Source organism: Streptomyces sp. B21-105 (genome assembly GCF_036898465.1).
GTDB lineage: Bacteria > Actinomycetota > Actinomycetes > Streptomycetales > Streptomycetaceae > Streptomyces.
The window spans coordinates 2,387,424-2,407,043 of the sequence record NZ_JARUMJ010000001.1; the positions used below are offsets into that span (position 1 = coordinate 2,387,424).

General features: G+C 71.2%; 18 protein-coding genes and 2 pseudogenes. 10 read left to right on the top strand and 10 right to left on the bottom strand.

The window, feature by feature from the left end; genetic code table 11:
* Positions 1-113 precede the first annotated feature (113 nt).
* The 5 genes from QA802_RS10775 (at position 114) to thpD (ending at position 4,221) form a co-directional block, all read left to right on the top strand.
* Positions 114-641 (top strand): DinB family protein, encoded by a 528-nt coding sequence (locus QA802_RS10775; RefSeq protein WP_334520529.1) that lies wholly within the window; start codon positions 114-116, stop codon positions 639-641.
* 269 nt (positions 642-910) lie between these two features.
* On the top strand, positions 911-1,417 hold the full coding sequence (gene ectA, locus QA802_RS10780) for a diaminobutyrate acetyltransferase (RefSeq protein WP_334520532.1): 507 nt from the start codon (positions 911-913) through the stop codon (positions 1,415-1,417).
* Between the two features lie 121 nt (positions 1,418-1,538).
* The gene (gene ectB / locus QA802_RS10785) at positions 1,539-2,810 is read left to right on the top strand and encodes a diaminobutyrate--2-oxoglutarate transaminase (protein WP_334520535.1); all 1,272 of its coding nucleotides are present in this window, start codon (positions 1,539-1,541) and stop codon (positions 2,808-2,810) included.
* 113 nt (positions 2,811-2,923) lie between these two features.
* The gene (locus QA802_RS10790) at positions 2,924-3,337 is read left to right on the top strand and encodes an ectoine synthase (protein ID WP_057581266.1); all 414 of its coding nucleotides are present in this window, start codon (positions 2,924-2,926) and stop codon (positions 3,335-3,337) included.
* Positions 3,334-4,221 carry an ectoine hydroxylase gene (thpD, locus tag QA802_RS10795; protein ID WP_334520537.1) on the top strand — a complete coding sequence of 296 codons (888 nt, stop codon included), beginning with the start codon at positions 3,334-3,336 and terminating at the stop codon, positions 4,219-4,221. The genes QA802_RS10790 and thpD overlap by 4 nt, the downstream gene beginning before the upstream one ends.
* 91 nt (positions 4,222-4,312) lie before the next feature.
* Here the strand turns inward: thpD and QA802_RS10800 are convergent, their stop codons facing one another.
* The 5 genes and pseudogenes from QA802_RS10800 to QA802_RS10820 all read right to left on the bottom strand — a co-directional run bounded on the left by QA802_RS10800 (position 4,313) and on the right by QA802_RS10820 (position 9,044).
* The gene (locus tag QA802_RS10800) at positions 4,313-5,365 is read right to left on the bottom strand and encodes an aminotransferase class V-fold PLP-dependent enzyme (RefSeq protein ID WP_334520540.1); all 1,053 of its coding nucleotides are present in this window, start codon (positions 5,363-5,365) and stop codon (positions 4,313-4,315) included.
* A 105-nt stretch (positions 5,366-5,470) separates the two neighbouring features.
* Positions 5,471-6,187 (bottom strand): DsbA family oxidoreductase, encoded by a 717-nt coding sequence (locus QA802_RS10805; RefSeq protein ID WP_334520543.1) that lies wholly within the window; start codon positions 6,185-6,187, stop codon positions 5,471-5,473.
* Between the two features lie 93 nt (positions 6,188-6,280).
* Entirely contained in the window at positions 6,281-6,787 is a 507-nt protein-coding gene (locus tag QA802_RS10810) for a GNAT family N-acetyltransferase (RefSeq protein WP_334520546.1), read from the bottom strand.
* A 52-nt stretch (positions 6,788-6,839) separates the two neighbouring features.
* Positions 6,840-7,447, bottom strand: a pseudogene (locus tag QA802_RS10815) (DUF1349 domain-containing protein).
* 67 nt (positions 7,448-7,514) lie between these two features.
* Complete coding sequence (locus tag QA802_RS10820) at positions 7,515-9,044, bottom strand: aldehyde dehydrogenase (NADP(+)) (RefSeq protein WP_334520548.1); 1,530 nt, start codon at positions 9,042-9,044, stop codon at positions 7,515-7,517.
* A gap of 123 nt (positions 9,045-9,167) precedes the next feature.
* Here QA802_RS10820 and QA802_RS10825 point away from each other — a divergent pair, with 123 nt between their 5' ends.
* The 3 genes from QA802_RS10825 (at position 9,168) to QA802_RS10835 (ending at position 12,010) form a co-directional block, all read left to right on the top strand.
* Positions 9,168-9,941, top strand: a complete 774-nt coding sequence (locus QA802_RS10825) for an IclR family transcriptional regulator (protein WP_334520551.1) — start codon at positions 9,168-9,170, stop codon at positions 9,939-9,941.
* Positions 9,942-9,974: 33 nt separating this feature from the next.
* Positions 9,975-10,445 carry a GNAT family N-acetyltransferase gene (locus QA802_RS10830; protein ID WP_334520554.1) on the top strand — a complete coding sequence of 157 codons (471 nt, stop codon included), beginning with the start codon at positions 9,975-9,977 and terminating at the stop codon, positions 10,443-10,445.
* Between the two features lie 107 nt (positions 10,446-10,552).
* Positions 10,553-12,010 carry a peptidoglycan D,D-transpeptidase FtsI family protein gene (locus tag QA802_RS10835; protein ID WP_334534473.1) on the top strand — a complete coding sequence of 486 codons (1,458 nt, stop codon included), beginning with the start codon at positions 10,553-10,555 and terminating at the stop codon, positions 12,008-12,010.
* A gap of 45 nt (positions 12,011-12,055) precedes the next feature.
* Here QA802_RS10835 and QA802_RS10840 read toward each other — a convergent pair whose 3' ends face one another.
* The gene (locus QA802_RS10840) at positions 12,056-13,507 is read right to left on the bottom strand and encodes an NCS2 family permease (RefSeq protein WP_334520557.1); all 1,452 of its coding nucleotides are present in this window, start codon (positions 13,505-13,507) and stop codon (positions 12,056-12,058) included.
* A 264-nt stretch (positions 13,508-13,771) separates the two neighbouring features.
* Here QA802_RS10840 and QA802_RS10845 point away from each other — a divergent pair, with 264 nt between their 5' ends.
* Positions 13,772-14,335 carry a SigE family RNA polymerase sigma factor gene (locus QA802_RS10845; RefSeq protein WP_319169982.1) on the top strand — a complete coding sequence of 188 codons (564 nt, stop codon included), beginning with the start codon at positions 13,772-13,774 and terminating at the stop codon, positions 14,333-14,335.
* Positions 14,332-15,198: an RAD23 family protein gene (locus tag QA802_RS10850; RefSeq protein WP_334520561.1), complete on the top strand. Its 867-nt coding sequence runs from the start codon at positions 14,332-14,334 to the stop codon at positions 15,196-15,198. Before QA802_RS10845 ends, QA802_RS10850 begins: the two co-directional genes overlap by 4 nt.
* A 98-nt stretch (positions 15,199-15,296) precedes the next feature.
* On the opposite strand, the gene QA802_RS10855 is transcribed toward QA802_RS10850, so the two are convergent.
* From QA802_RS10855 to QA802_RS10870, 4 genes and pseudogenes are all read right to left on the bottom strand, one after another.
* Complete coding sequence (locus tag QA802_RS10855) at positions 15,297-16,094, bottom strand: HAD family acid phosphatase (RefSeq protein WP_334520564.1); 798 nt, start codon at positions 16,092-16,094, stop codon at positions 15,297-15,299.
* A gap of 77 nt (positions 16,095-16,171) precedes the next feature.
* Positions 16,172-17,284: a right-handed parallel beta-helix repeat-containing protein gene (locus QA802_RS10860; protein WP_334520567.1), complete on the bottom strand. Its 1,113-nt coding sequence runs from the start codon at positions 17,282-17,284 to the stop codon at positions 16,172-16,174.
* A 140-nt stretch (positions 17,285-17,424) separates the two neighbouring features.
* Positions 17,425-18,455: pseudogene (locus tag QA802_RS10865) on the bottom strand (pectinesterase family protein).
* A 4-nt stretch (positions 18,456-18,459) separates the two neighbouring features.
* Positions 18,460-19,599 carry a pectinesterase family protein gene (locus tag QA802_RS10870; protein WP_334520570.1) on the bottom strand — a complete coding sequence of 380 codons (1,140 nt, stop codon included), beginning with the start codon at positions 19,597-19,599 and terminating at the stop codon, positions 18,460-18,462.
* Between the last annotated feature and the right edge of the window lie 21 nt (positions 19,600-19,620).

Sequence of the window (19,620 nt, forward strand, 5' to 3'; positions counted from 1 at the left end):
GGGCGGACGGCGAGAAACCGGGGGAACGGCGAGAACCGGGCGGAATGCCGAAGCGGCCCGGACGGCGGCCGGAACCTGCCGTCGGTGTCGGAGACCGGTGGCATGCTGCCGTCATGACCACCGACGCGCACCTGACCCTTCCCGACGGTCGTCCGGTCCCGCTGCTGACCGGCGAGGAACTCCCCATGCTGGAGAGCTGGCTGGCGTTCCACCGGGCCACCCTGGAGCTGAAATGCGCCGGCCTCGACGACGGACAGGTGCGGACGGCGTCCGCCGAGCCGTCATCGCTCACCCTCCTCGGTCTGGTGCAGCACCTCGCCGAGGTCGAACGCAACTGGTTCCAGCGGGCGTTCGCCGGCCTCGAGGTGCCGCCGGTCTTCGAGGAGAGGTCCGGCTACTCACTCGACGCTGACCGCGGGCTCGACGAGGCGCTGACGGTCTGGCGGCGGGAGATCGCCCGCGGCCGCGAGCTGATCGCCGGGCGGTCGCTGGAGGACACCGGCCGGATCCTGGACGGGCCGATGGCCGGGCTCGAGGTCAGCCTGCGCTGGGTACTCGTCCACATGATCGAGGAGTACGCCCGCCACAACGGCCACGCCGACCTTATCCGCGAGCGCCTCGACGGAGTTACCGGAGTTTAGCGAGAAGGTGGTTCGGGGATTTATTTCGGGTGTTTTTCGCGGGATTTTCCGGCGATAGTTTTCCCGAGTTCTTCTGCCCTGTTTTCCGGTGTCCAAACGCAGCGATTTCCGGGCGTCCTGGAACTGCGTGACGCATTGCACAAGCTCGGCCATATGTACCTTTTGCGCGGTGCGAAAGCATTCAAAGCGGACTCCCGTCTCCCAGGCATCACGGAATCACCACGACCTCTCCATGCGCAATCGAATTTCGCTCGGTAAGTTCCATCCGCATGACTGCCGCACAAGCAGACCTGCGTATCGACCGCCCGTCGGTGGCTGACGGAGCCGCCCTCTGGCGTCTCGCCAAGGAATCCGGAACGCTCGATCTGAACTCCTCCTACAGCTATCTGCTGTGGTGCCGCGACTTCGCCGCCACCTCGGCGGTGGCGCGCGCGGAGGACGGCGCGCCGGTCGGGTTCGTCACCGGCTACACACGGCCGGAGGACCCGCACACCCTGCTGGTCTGGCAGGTGGCCGTCGACGCCGCGCACCGAGGTCGCGGACTCGCCGCGGCGCTGCTCGACGGGCTGACCGCGCGGATCGCCGCTGAGCGCCCGCTCACCGCCGTGGAGACCACCATCACGCCGGGCAACACCGCCTCCGAGCGGCTGTTCGCCTCGTACGCCGAACGACACGGGGCGACCGTCACCCGCGAGGTGCTGTTCGGCGCCGGACTGTTCCCCGACGGCCCGCACGACCCCGAGGTGCTGTACCGGATCGGCCCGCTCTCCTTCTGATCCGTCCGCGCCCCCTCGCCCTCCCCGCCTCCCTCGCGCTCCCCGCCTCCCCCGCGCTCCCCCACGTCCCCGCCCCCCGTACCGCTCTCCTGCCGACCCCACACCAAGGAGTGTTTTCGCCGTGACCCTCACCCAGCCCGACCTCAGCGTCTTCGAGACCCTCGAGTCCGAGGTGCGCAGCTACTGCCGTGGCTGGCCCGTCGTCTTCGACCGCGCGCAGGGCAGCCGCATGTACGACGAGGACGGCCATCGGTACCTGGACTTCTTCGCCGGCGCCGGATCGCTCAACTACGGCCACAACAACCCCGTGCTGAAACGGGCGCTGATCGACTACCTGATGCGGGACGGCGTCGCGCACGGGCTCGACATGTCGACCGTCGCCAAGCGGACGTTCCTGCAGACCTTCCAGGACCTGGTGCTGCGCCCCCGTGACCTGCCCTACAAGGTCATGTTCCCGGGCCCGACCGGCACCAACGCCGTGGAGTCCGCGCTGAAGCTGGCGCGGAAGGTCAAGGGCCGCGAGGCCATCGTGTCCTTCACCAACGCCTTCCACGGCATGTCCCTCGGGTCGCTCGCGGTGACCGGCAACGCCTTCAAGCGGGCCGGCGCAGGCGTCCCCCTGGTGCACGGCACGCCGATGCCGTTCGACAACTACTTCGACGGCCAGGTCCCGGACTTCCTCTGGTTCGAGCGGCTGCTCGAGGACCAGGGCTCCGGCCTCAACAAGCCCGCCGCCGTGATCGTCGAGACCGTGCAGGGCGAGGGCGGCATCAACGCCGCGCGTCCGGAGTGGCTGCGGGCGCTCAAGGATCTGTGCGAGCGCCAGGACATGCTGCTGATCGTCGACGACATCCAGATGGGATGCGGGCGCACCGGGGCCTTCTTCTCCTTCGAGGAGGCCGGCATCGTCCCGGACATCGTCACGGTGTCCAAGTCCATCAGCGGCTATGGACTGCCCATGTCGCTCTGCCTGTTCCGGCCGGAGCTCGACGTGTGGGAGCCGGGCGAGCACAACGGCACCTTCCGCGGCAACAACCCGGCCTTCGTCACCGCCACCGCCGCGCTCGAGACGTACTGGGCGGACGGGTCGGCCATGGAGAAGCAGACCCGGGCGCGCGGCGAGCAGGTCGAGCAGGGCCTGATCTCGATCACCGAGGAGAACCTCGCCGACGTCAAGGAGTACCGGGGCCGCGGTCTGGTGTGGGGCCTGGAGTTCCACGAGAAGGCGCGGGCCGGCCGGGTCGCGCAGCGCGCCTTCGAACTCGGGCTGCTGATCGAGACGTCCGGCCCGGAGAGCGAGGTCGTCAAGCTGCTGCCTGCGCTGACCATCACCCCGGAGGAGCTGGACGAGGGTCTGAGCATCGTCGCCCGGGCCGTGCGGGAGACCGTCTGACGCTGCGGGAGACCGTCTGACGCTCCCCGTGGGCCGGGCGCGAACCCGGCCCGTACACCGGCCGCTTCCCGTGGCCGGCCATCCGTCACCTACCTAGGAGGCATCGCGACACCGTGATCGTCCGTTCGTTCAAGGACATCGAGGGCACCGACCGGCATGTGCGGGCGGCGTCCGGCACCTGGGAGAGCAAGCGCATCGTCCTGGCCCGGGAACGGGTCGGATTCTCGCTGCACGAAACGATTCTGTACGCGGGCACCGAGACGTCGATGCACTACGCGAACCACATCGAGGCCGTCGTCTGCGTCGAGGGCGAGGCCGAACTGACCGACCACGAGAGCGGGCTGACGCACACCGTCACGCCCGGGACCATGTACCTCCTCGACGGGCACGAGCGGCACACGCTGCGCGTCAAGGAGGACTTCCGCTGCCTCTGCGTGTTCAACCCGCCGGTCACCGGACGGGAGGACCACGACGAGAACGGCGTCTACCCCCTGCTGACCGAGCCCGAGGAGGTGCAGGCATCGTGACCACGCTCACCGATCTCTACCCCACCCGTGGCACCACCGAGGTGTCCGTCCCCCGTCAGGACCCCGTCGTCTGGGGCTCCCCCGACGCGCCCGGCCCGATCCCGGCCGCCGGTCTGCACTCCTACGAGCGCGACGGCTTCCTCACCGTCGACCAGCTGATCGGCGACGACGAGGTCGCCGTGTACCGGCGTGAGCTGGAGCGGCTCGTCGCCGACCCGGAGATCCGGGCGGACGAGCGGTCGATCGTCGAGCCGCGTTCGAAGGAGATCCGGTCCGTCTTCGAGGTCCACAAGCTCAGCCAGGTGTTCGCCGCGCTGGTGCGTGACGAGCGGGTCGCCGGGCGGGCCCGGCAGATCCTCGGGTCGGACGTCTACGTCCACCAGTCGCGGATCAACGTCAAGCCGGGCTTCGGGGCCGGAGGCTTCTACTGGCACTCCGACTTCGAGACCTGGCACGCCGAGGACGGCCTGCCGAACATGCGGACGGTGTCCGTGTCGATCGCGCTGACCGAGAACCTCGACACCAACGGCGGGCTCATGATCATGCCGGGCTCGCACCGGACGTTCCTCGGCTGCGCCGGGGCCACGCCGAAGGACAACTACAAGCAGTCCCTGCAGATGCAGGACGCGGGCACGCCGTCCGACGAGGCGCTCACCTCGATGGCCGACGCCCACGGCATCAGGCTGTTCACCGGCAGGGCCGGTTCGGCGACCTGGTTCGACTGCAACTGCATGCACGGGTCGGGCGACAACATCACGCCCTACCCGCGCAGCAACGTCTTCATCGTGTTCAACAGCGTGGAGAACACGGCGGTGGAGCCGTTCGCGGCGCCGATCCGCCGTCCGGAGTTCATCGGGGCCAGGGACTTCACCCCGGTGCGATGAGCCGCTGCGCGACGAGCCCCTGTCCGGTCCCCTGACGCCGGGCAGGCCCACCCGACCGCCGCCGGGAGCTTTCCGGCGGCGGTCGGTCGCGTCAGCCCGCCAGCACGTCCAGCAGGCGGTCGACGTCGGCGGCCGTGTTGTAGAGGTGGAACGCGGCGCGCAGGTTGCCCGCGCGGTCGGAGACCTGGATGCCGGCCGCGGCCAACTCGGGCTGCCGGAAACCGAGTCCGGGCACCGAGACGATCGCGGAGCCGGGCGCGGGGAGGGGTTCGCGGCCGAGTGCGGCGAGTCCGGCGCGGAAGCGGTCGGCGAGGGCCCGGTCGTGGGCGCCGATCGCCTTGACGCCGATCTCCTCCAGCAGTTCGAGGGAGCGCCGCAGACCGGCATAGCCGAGCAGGGCGGGCGTCAGATCGAACCGCCGTGCGGAGCGGGCGAGTTCGGCGACCGGGCCGTAACAGCTGTCCCAGGGCTCCTCGCCGGCGACCCAGCCCGCGAGGACCGGCGACAGCCCGCCGAAGTCGTCCGGGACGACGAGGAAGGCCGTACCCTGCGGGCCGAGCAGCCACTTGTAGGACACAGAAGCCGAGAAGTCGTACGCGCCGGCGTCCATCGGCAGCCAGCCGGCGGACTGCGAGAAGTCGACGTAGGTGCGCGCCCCGTGCGCCCGGGCCGCCTCGCGCAGGGCGGGCAGGTCGGCGATCCGGCCGTCCGCGGACTGGGCGGCGCTGACGGCGACCAGCGCGGTGCCGGGACGGACGGACTCGGCGATCCGCTCCAGCGGGACGGCCCGGACCTTGAGGTCGCCGCGGACGTGGAACGGGTTCAGCACGGAGGTGAAGTCGTCCTCCGAGGTGAGCACTTCGGCGCCCGCGGGGAGCGAGGCGGCGATCACGCCGGTGTGCGCGGCGACCGAGACACCCAGGGCCACCCTGGTCACGGGGACGTCGGCCAGCCGGGCGTAAGCGGCCCGGCAGGCCTCCACGTCCTCGAACAGCGGGGTCAGCGGCCGGCCCTCCGCCCGCAGCAGCGCCGCCTCGTGCAGGGCGGCGACGGACCGCGCGGGCAGCAGGCCGTTGCTCGCGGTGTTCAGATATGTGGTCTTCGGGGTGAACTCGGCACGGACGAGGCTCTCGAAGGTCTCCATGGATCCACTCTGGGCCCCACGGAACTCCTCGTCCATTGCCGATTTTTACGCGGTTCCGCTAAGGAACGCTTATGGATAGGCGCTGGCCTGCGGATTCACCGCGGTTCACCGCTGGGGGACTTCGCAGCCGTCCGGGCCGCAGGCCTGCGCGCCGCCGTCGTCGATCAGCTTCAGCGGGGAGCGGTCCCCCCACGCCCGGGTCAGCGCCTGGGCGAAGACCTCGGCGGGCTGGGCGCCGGAGACGCCGTAGGCGCGGTCGAGGACGAAGAAGGGCACGCCGTTCGCGCCGAGCTCGGCGGCCTCGCGCTCGTCGGCGCGGACCTCGTCGGCGTACGCGGCCGGATCGGCGAGGACCGCGCGGGCGGCGTCGGCGTTCAGGCCGGCCTCGACGGCCAGCGCCACGAGCCGCTCGTCGCCCTCGGTGAAGAGGGACCGCTCCTCGGCGAAGTTCGCCCGGTAGAGGATCTGGATCAGCTCGTCCTGACGGCCCTGCTCCTTGGCGAAGTGCAGCAGCCGGTGCAGGTCGAAGGTGTTGCCGTGGTCGCGGTCCCGGGTGCGGTAGTCGAGGCCCTCGGCGGCGGCCTGCGCGCCCAGGTTCTCCTCGCCGGCCTGCGCCTGCGCCTCGCTCATCCCGTACTTCTTGGTGAGCATGGCGAGCACCGGCTGGACGTCGCCCTTGGCGCGGCCCGGGTCCAGCTCGAAGGAACGGTGGACCACCTCGACCTGGTCGCGGTGCGGGAAGGCCTCGAGCGCCTTCTCGAAGCGGGCCTTGCCCACGTAGCACCACGGGCAGGCGATGTCGCTCCAGATCTCGACGCGCATGTCTCGGCTCTCTTCAGGTCGTGCGGCGGACACGGAGGCTCGGTTCCCTCCGTCAGGTGCATGAACGTTCAAGCAGCCCGCTTCATTCCCCGGTCACGCGCCGTCGGGCACCCGGTACCTGAGCCACAGGTGGTGGTCCCCTTCGGCGGGCGGGTGCTCCGGGTCCGGGACCCAGCCCCGGCGTGCGTAGAAGGCCTGCGCCCGCCGGTTGTCGACGTGCACGTCGAGCACGGCCGTGCGGCGGCGGTCCGCCCGCCACTGCTCGACGCAGGCCGCGTGCAGGGCCGTACCGATCCCCGCCCGCCAGTGGTCGGGGTCGACGTGGAACTGGAACAGCTTGACCGTGCGCGCGGGCGCGCCCTGCGGCGTACGGAAGGAGGCGAGGCCGACGATCCGCCCTCGCTCAAGGACGCACAGCACGTGCCCGTCCCGCCGCTCGACGGCCGTGCGCCAGTTCGCGAGCCAGTCCGTGCCGTCCTGGGGAACGCCGTCGGGGTAGTACGTCGCCCGGGCACGCGCGTGCAGGGCGGCGATGGCCTCCGTCTCGGCGGGCACGGCCGTGCGGATCACCCGGTTCGCGGTGACACGATCTCCGATCATGCACAGGAGGACGTGCGGGCCGTGTCCCCGGTTGCGGGACGTTGCGGGACGGTCAGCTGCCGTCCCTCAGGTCGGCCGGCCACTCGGGCCTGAACTCGAGGTGGTCGTACGTCACCACGCAGCCCTCCCCGATCGGCGACTGCGTCATGAAGCCGACCAGGGCCGCGCCGGTCCGCTCCTCGTCGCCCAGGGTGAACAGGCGGACGAAGGTCCAGCGCCGGCCGTCGCGGGAGGCGTGGAAGGCGAAGGCGCGACCGGTCCGGCTCACCCGCAGCCAGACCGAACTCCCCTCCACGGTGAAGGCGTTGGCGTCGTCGGAGTGTCCCCGGGTGACCACCGTGCAGACGGTCGCCACGTCCGGGGAGTACTCCAGGCAGAGCTTGGCCCAGGCCCGCTCGCCGACCTGGACGTACAACGCCCCCGCGTCGAAGGCCCAGGTGAATCCCACGGTGACCCGTGCGATCAGCTGGAAGTCGCCCTCCGGGGCACCCAGCAGCCGGGGGCGTCGGCGGCGGCGTCCAACGCCTCCCCGGTGGGCGGCACGAACCGGTCCTGCCGTGCCCCGGCCCACCCGGTGAGCACCCCGTCCTCGTGGAACCAGTGCCCGTCGGGCCCGTATGTGCGGAGCGGGAAGGGCAGTTCGGGGAGCGAGAAGTCCATGGTCTGATTATCGGACGCCCGGGCGCTGCGCCACGCGCTATCGGTCCGGGCGCTGTCGCTCCACGCGTTATCGCTCCAGGCGCCCGTTGAACCGGCGGGGAAGGCCCAGCTCGTTCTCGTCGCGCAGCTCCACGGGCAGCAGCGCGGCGGGAGTGTTCTGGTAGGCGACCGGCCGCAGCCACCGTTCGATCGCCGTGCCGCCCACCGAGGTGGAGGTCGACGTGGTGGCGGGGTAGGGCCCCCCGTGGTGCTGCGCGGGTGCGACGGCGACGCCGGTCGGCCAGCCGTTCACCAGCACGCGCCCGGCGAGCGGCGTCAGCTCGGCGAGGATCTCGCCGCCGCGCCCCTCACCGGCCGCCTCGCCCTCGGACAGCTGGACGGTCGCCGTGAGGTTGCCCGGCAGCCGCGTCAGCACGGCCCTGACCTCGTCGTCGTCCTCGTAGCGGGCCACGACGGTGACCGGCCCGAAGCACTCCTCGAGCAGCAGGTCGTGCTCACTCCCGGCGGCGAGCCGGGCGGCGGGCACGGTCAGGAACCCCGCGCTGACGGTGTGCTGCCCGCCCGCGCCCGGCGTGACCGGCGACTCGACGTCGGGCAGCGCGGCGCGCTCGGCGACCCCGGCGACGAAGTTGTCCCGCATCCGGTGGTCGAGCAGCACGCCCGCCTCGGTGTCGCTCACGGCGTCCGTCAGGGACTTGAGCAGCCCGTCGCCGGCCGCGCCGGACGGCACCAGAACCAGCCCGGGTTTGACGCAGAACTGGCCGACGCCCAGCGTCATCGACGCGGCGAGACCGGTCCCGATGGCCTCGGCGCGCTCGGCGGCGGCCGCCTCGGTCACCACGACGGGGTTCAGCGACCCCAGCTCACCGTGGAAGGGGATCGGCGTCGGCCGGGCGGCGGCCGCGTCGAACAGGGCCCGTCCGCCCCGGATCGAGCCGGTGAAGCCGGCGGCGGCGACCAGCGGGTGCCCGATCAGCTCGACGCCGGCGTCGAAGCCGTGCACGAGGCCGAGGACGGCCGCCGGGATGCCGTGCTCGGCGGCGGCGGTGCGCACCACCTTGGCGACCAGCTCGGACAGCCCCGGGTGGTCGGGGTGGGACTTGACGACGACCGGGTTGCCGGCCGCGAGCGCGCTGGCCGTGTCGCCGCCGACGACGGAGAAGGCGAAGGGGAAGTTCGACGCCGAGTACACGGCGACGACGCCGAGCGGCACCTTGTAGCGGCGCAGGTCGGGGACGGGCGGGGTGGCGGTGTCGTCGGGGTGGTTGACGACCACGTCGAGGAAGGCGCCCTCGTCCACGATGTCGGCGAACGCGCGCAGCTGGTAGCAGGTGCGGGCGAGCTCGCCGTTCAGCCGGACCGGTCCGAGCGCCGTCTCGGCGTCGGCCACCTCGACGAGCGTGTCCTTGGCGGCCTGGAGCCGGTCGGCGGCGGAGCGCAGGAACGCGGCGCGTACGGCGCGGTCCGCGAGGGAGCCGCGTGTGTCGTGGGCTGCGCGGACGACGGCGTCGACCTCCTGGGCTGTGGCCTCCACCGCAACCTGTTCACGCTGCTTCCCGGTTCGGGGGTCGACACTCCAGACTGGTGCTGCTGCCACCGCGGGTCCCTCCACGTTTGGTACTGGCTCACCCATCAGGGTCGTTCGATAGGCTGAACGCTGTCTCTGATGATGAATATGCTGTCGGAGCGTATTTCCCGTCGAACGAAGGGGTCAAGGGCGATGTCGGCTGTCGAGACGGGGGGCGGAGCGCAGGTCAAGTCCGCGGTACGGACGGTTGAGCTGCTGGAATACTTCGCCGGCCGCCCCGGGATGCACTCCCTCGCGGCGGTCCAGGAGGCCGTCGGATACCCCAAGTCGAGTCTCTACATGTTGCTGCGCACGCTCGTGGAACTGGGCTGGGTGGAGACGGACGCGACGGGCACGCGGTACGGCATCGGGGTGCGGGCGCTGCTCGTGGGCACCTCCTACATCGACGGCGACGAGGTCGTCGCGGCCGCCCGGCCGACCCTGGACCGGCTCTCGGACGACACCACCGAGACCATCCACCTGGCCCGGCTGGACGGCACGAACGTCGTCTACCTCGCCACCCGCCAGTCGCAGCACTACCTGCGCCCCTTCACCCGGGTCGGCCGCCGGCTGCCCGCGCACTCCACCTCGCTCGGCAAGGCCCTGCTGAGCACCTACACCGACGAGCAGGTCCGCAAGCTGCTCCCGGAGACGCTGCCTGCGCTCACCGAGCACACGATCACGGACCGCGAGAAGCTCATCGAGGAGCTGCACCAGGTCCGCGAGCAGGGCTTCGCGGTGGACCGCGAGGAGAACACCCTGGGCCTGCGCTGCTTCGGCGTGGCGATCCCCTACCGCACTCCGGCCCGGGACGCGATCAGCTGCTCCGTGCCGGTGGCGCGGCTCACGCCCGCCCACGAGCAGCTGGTGAAGGACGCCCTGTTCGACGCGCGCGACCGGCTGACCCTGGCCACCCGGCGGCTCTGAACACCGGGACGGGAAGGCCCTACGCTCTGCGGTATGCCGATCGCTCTGCGCCGCGTCCACGACAGCGATCTGCCGGTCTTCTTCCGGCAGACGAACGACCCCGAGTCCCTCGTCATGGCCGCGTTCACCCCGAAAGACCCGACCGACCGGGACGCCTTCGACGCCCGCTGGAACAGCATCCGCGCCTCGTCGGCCGTGGTGCGCACGATCCTGGTGGACGGGGACGTGGTCGGCAGCGCGGCCGTGTACGGGGAGCCGGGCGAGCGCGAGGTGACGTACTGGGTGGACCGCGCGTACTGGGGCCGGGGCATCGCCACGGCGGCGCTGACGGCCCTGCTCGCCGAGGTCCCCGAGCGCCCGCTGTTCGCGCGGGCGGCGGCCGACAACACCGGTTCCCTCCGGGTTCTGGTGAAGTGCGGCTTCGTGCCCACCGCCCGCGCCACCGGGTACGCCCCCGCGCGCGGGGCGGAGATCGAGGAGATCGTGCTGAGGCTGGAGAGCTGAATCGGCTCAGCTGAGCACTGGAGAGCCGAACCGGCTCAGATGAAGTGCCGATGAGAAAGCGGGACGGGGGGAACGAGGCCTCCGTCCCGTTCGTCTTTCCGGTCGCCATGAACAAGACGATCAGACGCGCCTCGGTCTTCACGCTGCTGCTGGTGTTCGCCCTGCTGCTGCGGGCGACCTGGGTGCAGTTCTACGAGGGCCGGGCGCTCGCGGACGACACGCACAACCGGCGCACCGCGATCGAGACGTACGCGGAGCCGCTCGGGAACATCATCGTGGCCGGGAAGGCGATCACCGGCTCGGCCGTCACCTCGGGCAGCGATCTCCGGTACAAGCGCACGTACACGGACGGCGAGCTGTACGCGGCGGTGACCGGCTACGCCTCACAGAGCTACGCCCCGACCCAGCTGGAGGGCGTGTACGCGGACCTGCTCAACGGCACGGACCCCCGGCTGAAGACGGTCCTGGACACGGTCACGAACAAGCGGGCGGATCCCGGCGACGTGCTCACCACGATCGACCCGGCGGTGCAGAAGGCGGCGTACAAGGCGCTCGGCGGCAAGAAGGGCGCGGCCGTCGCGATCGACCCGTCGACGGGCCGGATCCTCGCGGTCGTCTCGACGCCGTCGTACGACCCGTCGTCGCTGACCGACGCCGACACCGCCGGCGCGGCATGGAAGAAGCTGAACGCCGACCCCGACAAGCCTCTCGTCAACCGGGCGCTGCGGCAGCCGCTGGCGCCGGGCTCGACGTTCAAGCTGGTGGTGGCGGCCGCCGCCCTGGAGGACGGGCTGTACCCGTCGGTGGACGTCCGGACCGACAGCCCGAACCCGTACACCCTGCCGGGCACGCGCACCGACCTGAAGAACGAGAACGCCTCCGCGCCCTGCGAGGACGCCTCGATCCGGGTCGCGCTGCAGTACTCCTGCAACAACGTGTTCGCGCACATGGCCGTCCAGCTCGGACAGGACAAGCTGAGGGCGATGGCCGACAGGTTCGGCTTCGACGACGACAGCCAGGACGTGCCGGTGCGGGCCTACGCGAGCGTGTACCCGACCGGCATGGACGCCTCGTCGACGGCGCTGACCGGCATCGGTCAGTTCGACGTGACGGCGACGCCGCTGCAGATGGCCATGGTGTCGGCGGCCCTCGCCAACGGCGGCAAGCTGGTCTCGCCGCACATGGTCGAGCAGATCACGAACAGCGGCGGCGACGTCCTGGAGGACTACGACGACAAGGCGACCACCACCCAGGTGGTCAGCTCCTCGACCGCCGACCAGCTGCAATCGGCGATGCGGACCGTCGTCGAGAAGGGCACGGGCACCAACGCGCTCATCGACGGCGTCACCGTCGGCGGCAAGACGGGCACGGCCCAGAACGGCGAGAACAACAGCAAGGCCCCGTACGCCTGGTTCACCTCGTACGGGAAGTCCGACTCGTCCGGCGAGCAGGTCGCCGTGGCGGTCGTGGTCGAGCAGTCCGACGCGGCGCGTTCCGAGGTGAGCGGGAACGGGCTGGCCGCCCCCGTCGCCAAGGCGATGATGGAGGCGGCGCTGCGGAAGTGACCGGAGGTTGCGGGGGCGGACCGACGAACGGCCGCCCCCGTCACGTCACTTGACGCCGAGGATCTGCTCGATCGGGTCGATCGCGAAGTACACCAGGAACAGCGCCGAGGCGCCCCACAGCAGCCAGTGCACCTCCTTCGCCTTGCCGAGCACGGTCTTGACGGCGACGTACGCGACGAAGCCCGCGCCGATGCCGTTGGTGATCGAGTACGTGAAGGGCATCACGGCGATGGTGAGGAACGCCGGGATCGCGATCTCGTACTTGTCCCAGTCGATGTTCTTGACCTGGGTCATCATCAGGAAGCCGACGGCGACGAGGGCCGGAGCGGCCGCCTGGAGCGGGACGATGGTGAGGACCGGCGTCAGGAACAGCGCGAGGGCGAAGAGAGCGCCGGTGACGAGGTTGGAGAACCCGGTGCGCGCGCCCTCGCCGACACCGGCGGCCGACTCGATGTAGGAGGTCGCGGAGGACGACGAGGCAGCGCCGCCCGCGACCGCCGCCGCGCCGTCGATGAGCAGCACGCGGCCGAGGTTCGGCACCTCGCCCTTCTCGTTCAGCAGTCCGGCCTCCGCGCTGATGCCGACGACCGTGCCCATGGTGTCGAAGAAGTCCGACAGCAGGAGCGTGAAGACCAGCAGGACGACGGTGACGACGCCGGTCTGACCGAACGCGCCGAACAGGCTGAAGTGGCCGATCAGCCCGAAGTCCGGGGCGCCGACGACGTCGTCCGGCCAGGAAGGCGTGGTCAGCCCCCAGGACTTGATGTCGGCGAGCGAGTCGATGACGATCGCGAGCAGCGTCATCGCCACGATGCTGATGAGGATCGCGCCCTTGACCTTGCGGGCGAGCAGCCCGACGGTGAGCAGCACACCGAGGCAGAAGACGAGGACGGGCCAGCCGCCCAGGGTGCCGGTGCCGCCGAGCTGGACGGGGACGGTGGTGTGCGCGGCGTCCGGGATGCGGGTGACGAAGCCGGCGTCGACGAAGCCGATGAAGGCGATGAACAGGCCGATGCCGACGCTGATGGCCTGCTTGAGCGGCTGCGGGATGGCGTGCATGACGGCCTCGCGCAGTCCGGTCGCCACCAGCGCGCAGATCAGCAGGCCTTCGAGGACGATGAGACCCATCGCGTCGTCCCAGCTCATCAGCGGGGCGATCTGGAAGGCGACGACCGCGTTCAGGCCGAGACCCGCGGCGAGCGCGAGGGGAAGGTTGCCGCCGACGCCCATGACGACGGTCATCACTGCGGCCACCAGGGCAGTGGCGGTGGTGAGTTGGACGCTGTCGAGCCGGTGCCCGAACTTGTCCTCGGCGCTGCCCAGGATGATGGGATTCAGGACAAGTATGTAGGCCATGGTGAAGAACGTGGCGGTGCCGCCGCGTATCTCCCGGCCGAACGTGGACCCTCGTTCGGATATCCGGAAGTACCGGTCGACGCTGTTCACCGCCGGTCTCTCACGGGCGGGCCGGTCGGCCGTCTTCTGCGTGTCGGACATGACTGCCACTCCTAGGGGCCGGAACGATCTCGATGCGGATGCTGGCTGGATTGTTCCCCCGTTGAACCCTCTTCAGGTTTTCCCCGTGTTACGGATTCGGGTTCCGCACACGTTCGGCCTGCCATGCGACGTTCGAACCCCCGACCGAAGCGGGGGGTCGCACACTGCTACGCTTCCCGATCTCGTCCCGACCGCCTCCCCGGGACATCCCCATGTCATTCACATGGCACGCACAGCACAGGTCGCACCGAGAAGAGGTCACCCGTGGGCACAGTCGTCGACGACGCCGCCTCCGTGGAGTTCCACGCCTTCTTCGACCGCCACTACGCCGAACTGTCCCGTCTCGCCTGCATGTTGACCGGAGAGGCGGACGCCGCCGACGACCTGGCGGCGGACGCGCTCCTCGCGCTGTGGAACCGCTGGGACCGGGTGCGCGCCGCCGACCATCCGGTCGCGTACGCGCGCGGGGTGGTCGCCAACCTCGCCCGCACCCGCATCCGCAGCGCCGTCCGCGAGCGCCGCAGGATCGCGCTGTTCTGGTCGCAGCGCGAGGAGAAGACGGAGAATCCCGATGTCGCCGGCGTCGTGGACGTCCAGTCGGCGCTGCGTAGACTGCCGTTCCGCAAACGGGCCTGCGTGGTGCTGCGGCACGCCTTCGACCTGTCGGAGAAGGACACCGCGCTCGCCCTGGGCGTCTCCGTGGGTACGGTGAAGAGCCAGACCTCCAAGGGGATGGCCGAGCTGCAGAAGCTGCTGGGCGGCAAGGGGGCTCCGGTTAGGGTGCCTGCGATGGCACGCGACCGTCAGGCCGCAGGGAGGGACCGATGACGACGCAGCGGGACGTGCACGGCGAACTGCGCACCCGGCTGCACACGGCGGCCGAGGCGCACGAGCCCGACCGGGCGCGCATCCTGGCCCGGGTCGAGCGCGGCATGGCCGGTCAGGGGCAGGCGCAGGTCCGCTCCGCCCACCGGGCGACCCGCCCGCCGCTGTGGAGCTGGACGCGCATCGTGGGCGCGACGGCCGCGGTCGCGGGCATGCTCGCGGTGGGCGGTTACGCCGTGGCGTCCGTCGTGAAGGGCGACACCCCGGCGCAGCAGACCGTGTCGGCCTCCTCGCCGCCGGCCGAGTCCCCGGACGCGACCAGCCGCCCGCCCGTCTCGCCCCGGCCGACGCCGAGTCCGGGCGGCGGCCACCAGGCCGGGCCGAGCGCGTCCCCGCCGAAGAGCCCCGCGGCGAAGCCCTCCCCGGGCACGGCGCCCCTGCTGCCGGTGACGACAGACGAGGAGGAGGGGCCGCTGTGGTCGGACGGGTCGGTGGACCCGCACAGCAACGACTTCTGGGCGCAGAGCAACGTCACGCTGAAGACGTCCGAGGCGCTCACCGCGCTCACCGTGCAGCTGAAGGTCGCGCAGACCGGCGGGGTCTCGTCGGCGGGCGCCTGGCGCTCGCCGCCCGAGGACGACTTCGTGTTCAGCGTGGCCGAACGGGACGGCTTCCTCGTCTACACCTGGGTGCTCAAACAGGGCCGTACGGTCCCCAAGGGCGAGTGGGTGTTCGCCGGGCAGTACGACCACGACCGCGGCGGCCGTGACGCGCATGACGACACCTACGCGATCGCCGGCCGCTCGGACGGCCGCCAGACCGTCGTGGGCGGCGACTTCGCCCCCCACGACGACAAGGACGACTGAACCGGCTGAACCGGCCGTGCGGGGACGGGGACGAGCCCGCCCCCGCACGGAACGCGGAGAACCCACGGAACCCACGGAACCTGCGAACCTACGGAACGTCAGCTGACGAAGTACGTCGGGTTCGGCAGCTTGTACGTGCGGTCGGCGTAGCCGCCCTCGAGGTCGGAGTACTGGTCGCCGAAGTTGGCGATGATCTCGTACCCGAGGTCGTGCTCGATGTGCTTGCGGGTACCGGACTTGTACTGGACCGTCGTGCAGGTCCAGGCGCCCGGGGTGGCGCAGCCGCTCAGGTAGGACGGCGGGGCTGCGGCGTTCTTGAGGAACATGTGCGCGGCGTCGAGGTTGACGTCGGCGCCGACCTTCTTCAGGTTCTCGACCGCGGCGGCGCGCTGCGCCTCGCTGAGGCCCGAGTTGTAGAAGACCTCGACGCCCTTCTTCTCGGCGTAGCGCACCAGCTCGGGGCTGCCGAAGACGGCCGGGCGGTCCGCCTTGTTGACGTACGCCGCCCAACTGGCGGAGTTGTAGGTGTAGTTGTACCGCTTCTCGTAGTCGAGGCTGAGCAGCAGGGTGTCGTCGATGTCGAAGACGACCGCGGGCCGCTGGTGCTTCCTGCCCGCCTTGCGGGCGGCCTGGTCGATGTACTTCCGCGCGGCCTTGTCGATGCTCGCGAGGTCCTTGGCGTACGGGCTGGTCGGCGACGCCTGGTACACGCCGTTCGCGTCCGGGGCGGTGCCGTAGTAGGTGTCGATGTCCTTCACCAGGAGCCCGATGTTGTAGGGCTCGTGCGTGGAGTTGGCCGTGGACTGGCCGGCCGTGGCCGCGCCGGCGCCGTAGAGGGCGGCGCCGGCGACGGCGCAGGCCGCGGCGACGGCCGCGATGCGCAGTGGCTTATGCATGACACGCTTTCTACGCGCGTCACCCGGGTGAGCGCGAGACCCGCCGGGCAAAAAACGGGTCAAGCGCCCCGCCCGGCTCAGTTCATGGTCGCTCCGACGGTCGTCGAGCCGGTGGTCAGGAACGTGGTCGCGGGCAGGGCGCCGCCGGTGCCGCGGGCGTTGTAGGCGCTGCTCGCGTCCGTCGACCGGAAGGCGGGCGTGGCGATGCCGGAGTCCCAGTTGTTGCCGGACGAGGAGACCTTCGAGCCTTTGTTGACCGCGCCGCCGCCGTTGCTCACCGCGAGGTTCTTGCCGAGCTTGGCCGAGCTGGTGGCGAAGTAGTAGCCCCACTTGCTGTTGGCGTAGGCGGTGGTGCGGTTGAGGACGAGCGCGCCGGTGTTGGAGTTCTCGGTGAAGCCGTTCCCGGCGTTGCCCCAGGCCGCGGAGTTGTTGATGACGTGGGCGACCACCTCGCCGTCGCCGCCCAGTTTGCAGCCGTTGCCGTCGCCCGCGAAGGCCGAGTCGGACCAGCGGTTGACGCCGTTGCCGAAGGACCAGGTGTGCTCGACGGTGACGGGCGAGGAGAAGGACCAGAAGTCGATGCCGTCATCCGCGTTGTTGTAGAGGCGGGCCCCGGTGATGAGGTTGCCGCTGCCGGAGCCGAACTTCACGGCGATGCCGTCGGCGTTCTCGCCGTGGTTCGCGGCGTCGTAGTGGCCGTAGCTGTCGATGTTCTTGACGGTGTTGTTGACGGTTCCGTCCCCGGTGAGGGTGAAGCCGGAGTCGCCGCCGTTGACGGTCTTGACGTTGTTCCAGTTGGTGCCCGTGCAGGACTGGCAGACGACCGCGCTGTCCGGGGAGTTCTGGAAGGTGAGGTTGGAGACGTTCCAGTAGTCGGCGGTCAGCTTGAAGATCCAGGCACCGGCGGGCAGGGACGAGCCGTCGATCTTCACCGTCTCCGAGCCGTACGCCGTGAGGGTCACCGGCGAGGAGGAGGTGCCGTTGGCGGTGGACTGCAGGGTGGCGGTCGGGTAGTAGGTTCCGGCGCGGACCTGGATGACCGTGCCCGGGGTGGCGTTCTTGATGGCGTCGGACAGGGCGGTGGAGTTGCTGACGACCACGGTGGCGGCCTGTGCCTGGGTGGGCAGGACGGCGAGTCCGCAGCCCAGGGCGAGGGCGGCGACGGCGAGGCGAGCGGTACGACGAGACATGGAGTGCGGGTCCTTTCCGTCGTTCATGGGGGGGATGGGGCGGAGAAGCGGGAGCGGGATGAGCGAGGAGCGGGGACGTGCGGGACGGGCTGCGGGGATGAGTGCGACGGCTGCGGGGATGCGTGCGACGGTCGCCGGGGTCACCGGCGCCCGTAGGGCCTCCAGTCGCCCAGGTACGTCCGCGGGGTGTGCAGGGCGGCCTCCGCCGGGGTCAGCTGCGGCCGGTTCTCCGGCACCGAAATCACCGATCCCGGGCCGGAGTTGGCGTACTCGCGAAAGCGCATGGTCTGCCAGGGGTAGGCCTCGCGCATGTTGACGTACGGGGTGCCCGCGTCGATGCCGGGGCCGATCCAGGTGTCCCTGACGACCAGCGAGGGCCAGGCGGTCGTCTCGTAGGACGGCACCCAGGGCCGCGCGATCCTGTACGCGGCGTCCTCGGCCGCGGAGGTGATCCGGCCGCGCAGGGCGAGGAAGCCGTAGGGGTCGGCCCGGGCGGTGGCGGGTGCGAAGACCATGCCCTTGGGGGTGAAGGGCACGTCCCGTTGCAGGGTGTGGAAGCGGCAGGTGTCGAAGACGGCCCGGGCCCGCCCGAAGACGAAGTCGACGTCGCCCTCGATGTGGCAGTGGCGGTAGTACTGCCGGTCGAAGGCGTCGAGTGCGGTGGTGTCCGCGAAGAGGGTGTCCTGGTGGGCGAGGAACCGGACGTTCTCGAAGTGCGTGCGGTCGCCGGTGACGTAGGCGGCGACGGCCTGGGTGCCGGTGATCTCCGGGTGGTCGGCGCGCAGCCAGTCGTTGGCGAGGGTGAGGTCGCGCACCGTGAGACCGGGGCGGCGGAGGTGAAGGTGGCGGAGCCCGCGGTGCCGTAGGTCCCCGAACCGTCCGGCCTGGGCGTTCCGCCTGCGTTGTCGTGCACGATGACGGCGGCGCGCGGGTCGCAGCTCGCGCCGCGCAGGGTCAGCTCCGCCTTGTCCGGCGGGACGGCGACGACCTCCCGGTACGTTCCCGGGTGGACGACGATCGTCCAGCCCGGACCGCAGACGGCGTCCACGGCCGCCTGGACGCTGTCGCCGGGGCGGACGTGCAGGACCCGGCGGGAGTGCGCGTGGGCGGTGGGCGCCCCGGTGAGCAGGGCGGCGCCGGTGGCGGCGGCGAGGAACGTGCGGCGGGGCAGCATCTCAGCACTCCCCCTTCCAGGGCTCCCAGTCGCCGAGGTAGGCCTCGCGGGTCGCCGACCGGGCCTGGTCGCGGGTGAGCTGCGGGCGGTTCTCGGGGACGGTGATCCGGGCACCCGGCCCGGTGTTGCGGTACTCGGCGAACCGCTGGCTCTGCCAGGGGAAGGAGGCCGACATGTTCGTGTAGGGCGCGGCCGCGTCGATGCCGGCGTCCATGCGGGTGTCGCGGACGGTGAGCATCGGGCGGGCGGTGGTGTCGGAGCTGGGGACCCAGGGGCGGGCCAGCTTGTAGAAGGCGTCGGGGGCCTCGCTGCTGATCCGGCTCCCGGTGACCAGCTGGCCGAGCGGGTTGGCGCCCGCCGTGGAGGGGGCGAAGACGAAGCCGTAGGGCGCGCCGGTGAGGTCGGTGCGGCTCAGGGTGCGGAAGTGGCACCGCTCGAGGACGGCGGTGGCGCGGCCGAAGACGAAGTCGACGTCTCCCTCGACGTAGCAGTGCGCGTAGTACTGCCGGGCGAAGGCGGTCAGGGACATCGAGTCGGCGTACAGGGTGTCCTGGTGCCCGAGGAAGCGGCAGTGGTGGAAGGCGGAGCGGTCGCCCTGGACCTTGACGGCGACGGCCTGGGTGCCGGTGATGTCGGGGTGGTCGGCGCGCAGCCAGTCGTTGGCGAAGGTGATCCAGCGGGCGGTGAAACCGGCGGCCTGCAAGGTGGTGGTGGCCGAGCCGGTGGTGCCGTAGGTGCCGCCGCCGGGCTTGGCGGTGCCGGCCGCGTTGTCGTAGACGATCACGACGTCCCGGGGGTCCTCGGAGGCGCCGATCCAGGCGGCCTCGGTGCGGGTGGCGTCGAGGACCACGGTCTCCCGGTAGACGCCGGGGGCGAGGACGAGGGTCCAGCCGCTGCCCGCGGCGGCGGTGACGGCGTCCCGCACGGTCGTGAAGTCGCCCCGGCCGAGCGGGTCGACGTAGAGGGTCTGCGGGGTGCGGCGGGCGGCCGGGGAGCCGTGGCGGCCGAACGGGCGGCGGCCGCCCGCGGCCCGGCCGGACGGCGCGGCCAGCGCGGACGGGGCGCCCAGGGCCAGGGCGGCGGCCGTTCCCGCGCTCGCGGCGCTCACGGCGAGGAACCGCCTTCTCGAAACGGGGTGCATGCGGGTGCTCCTTGACGGTGC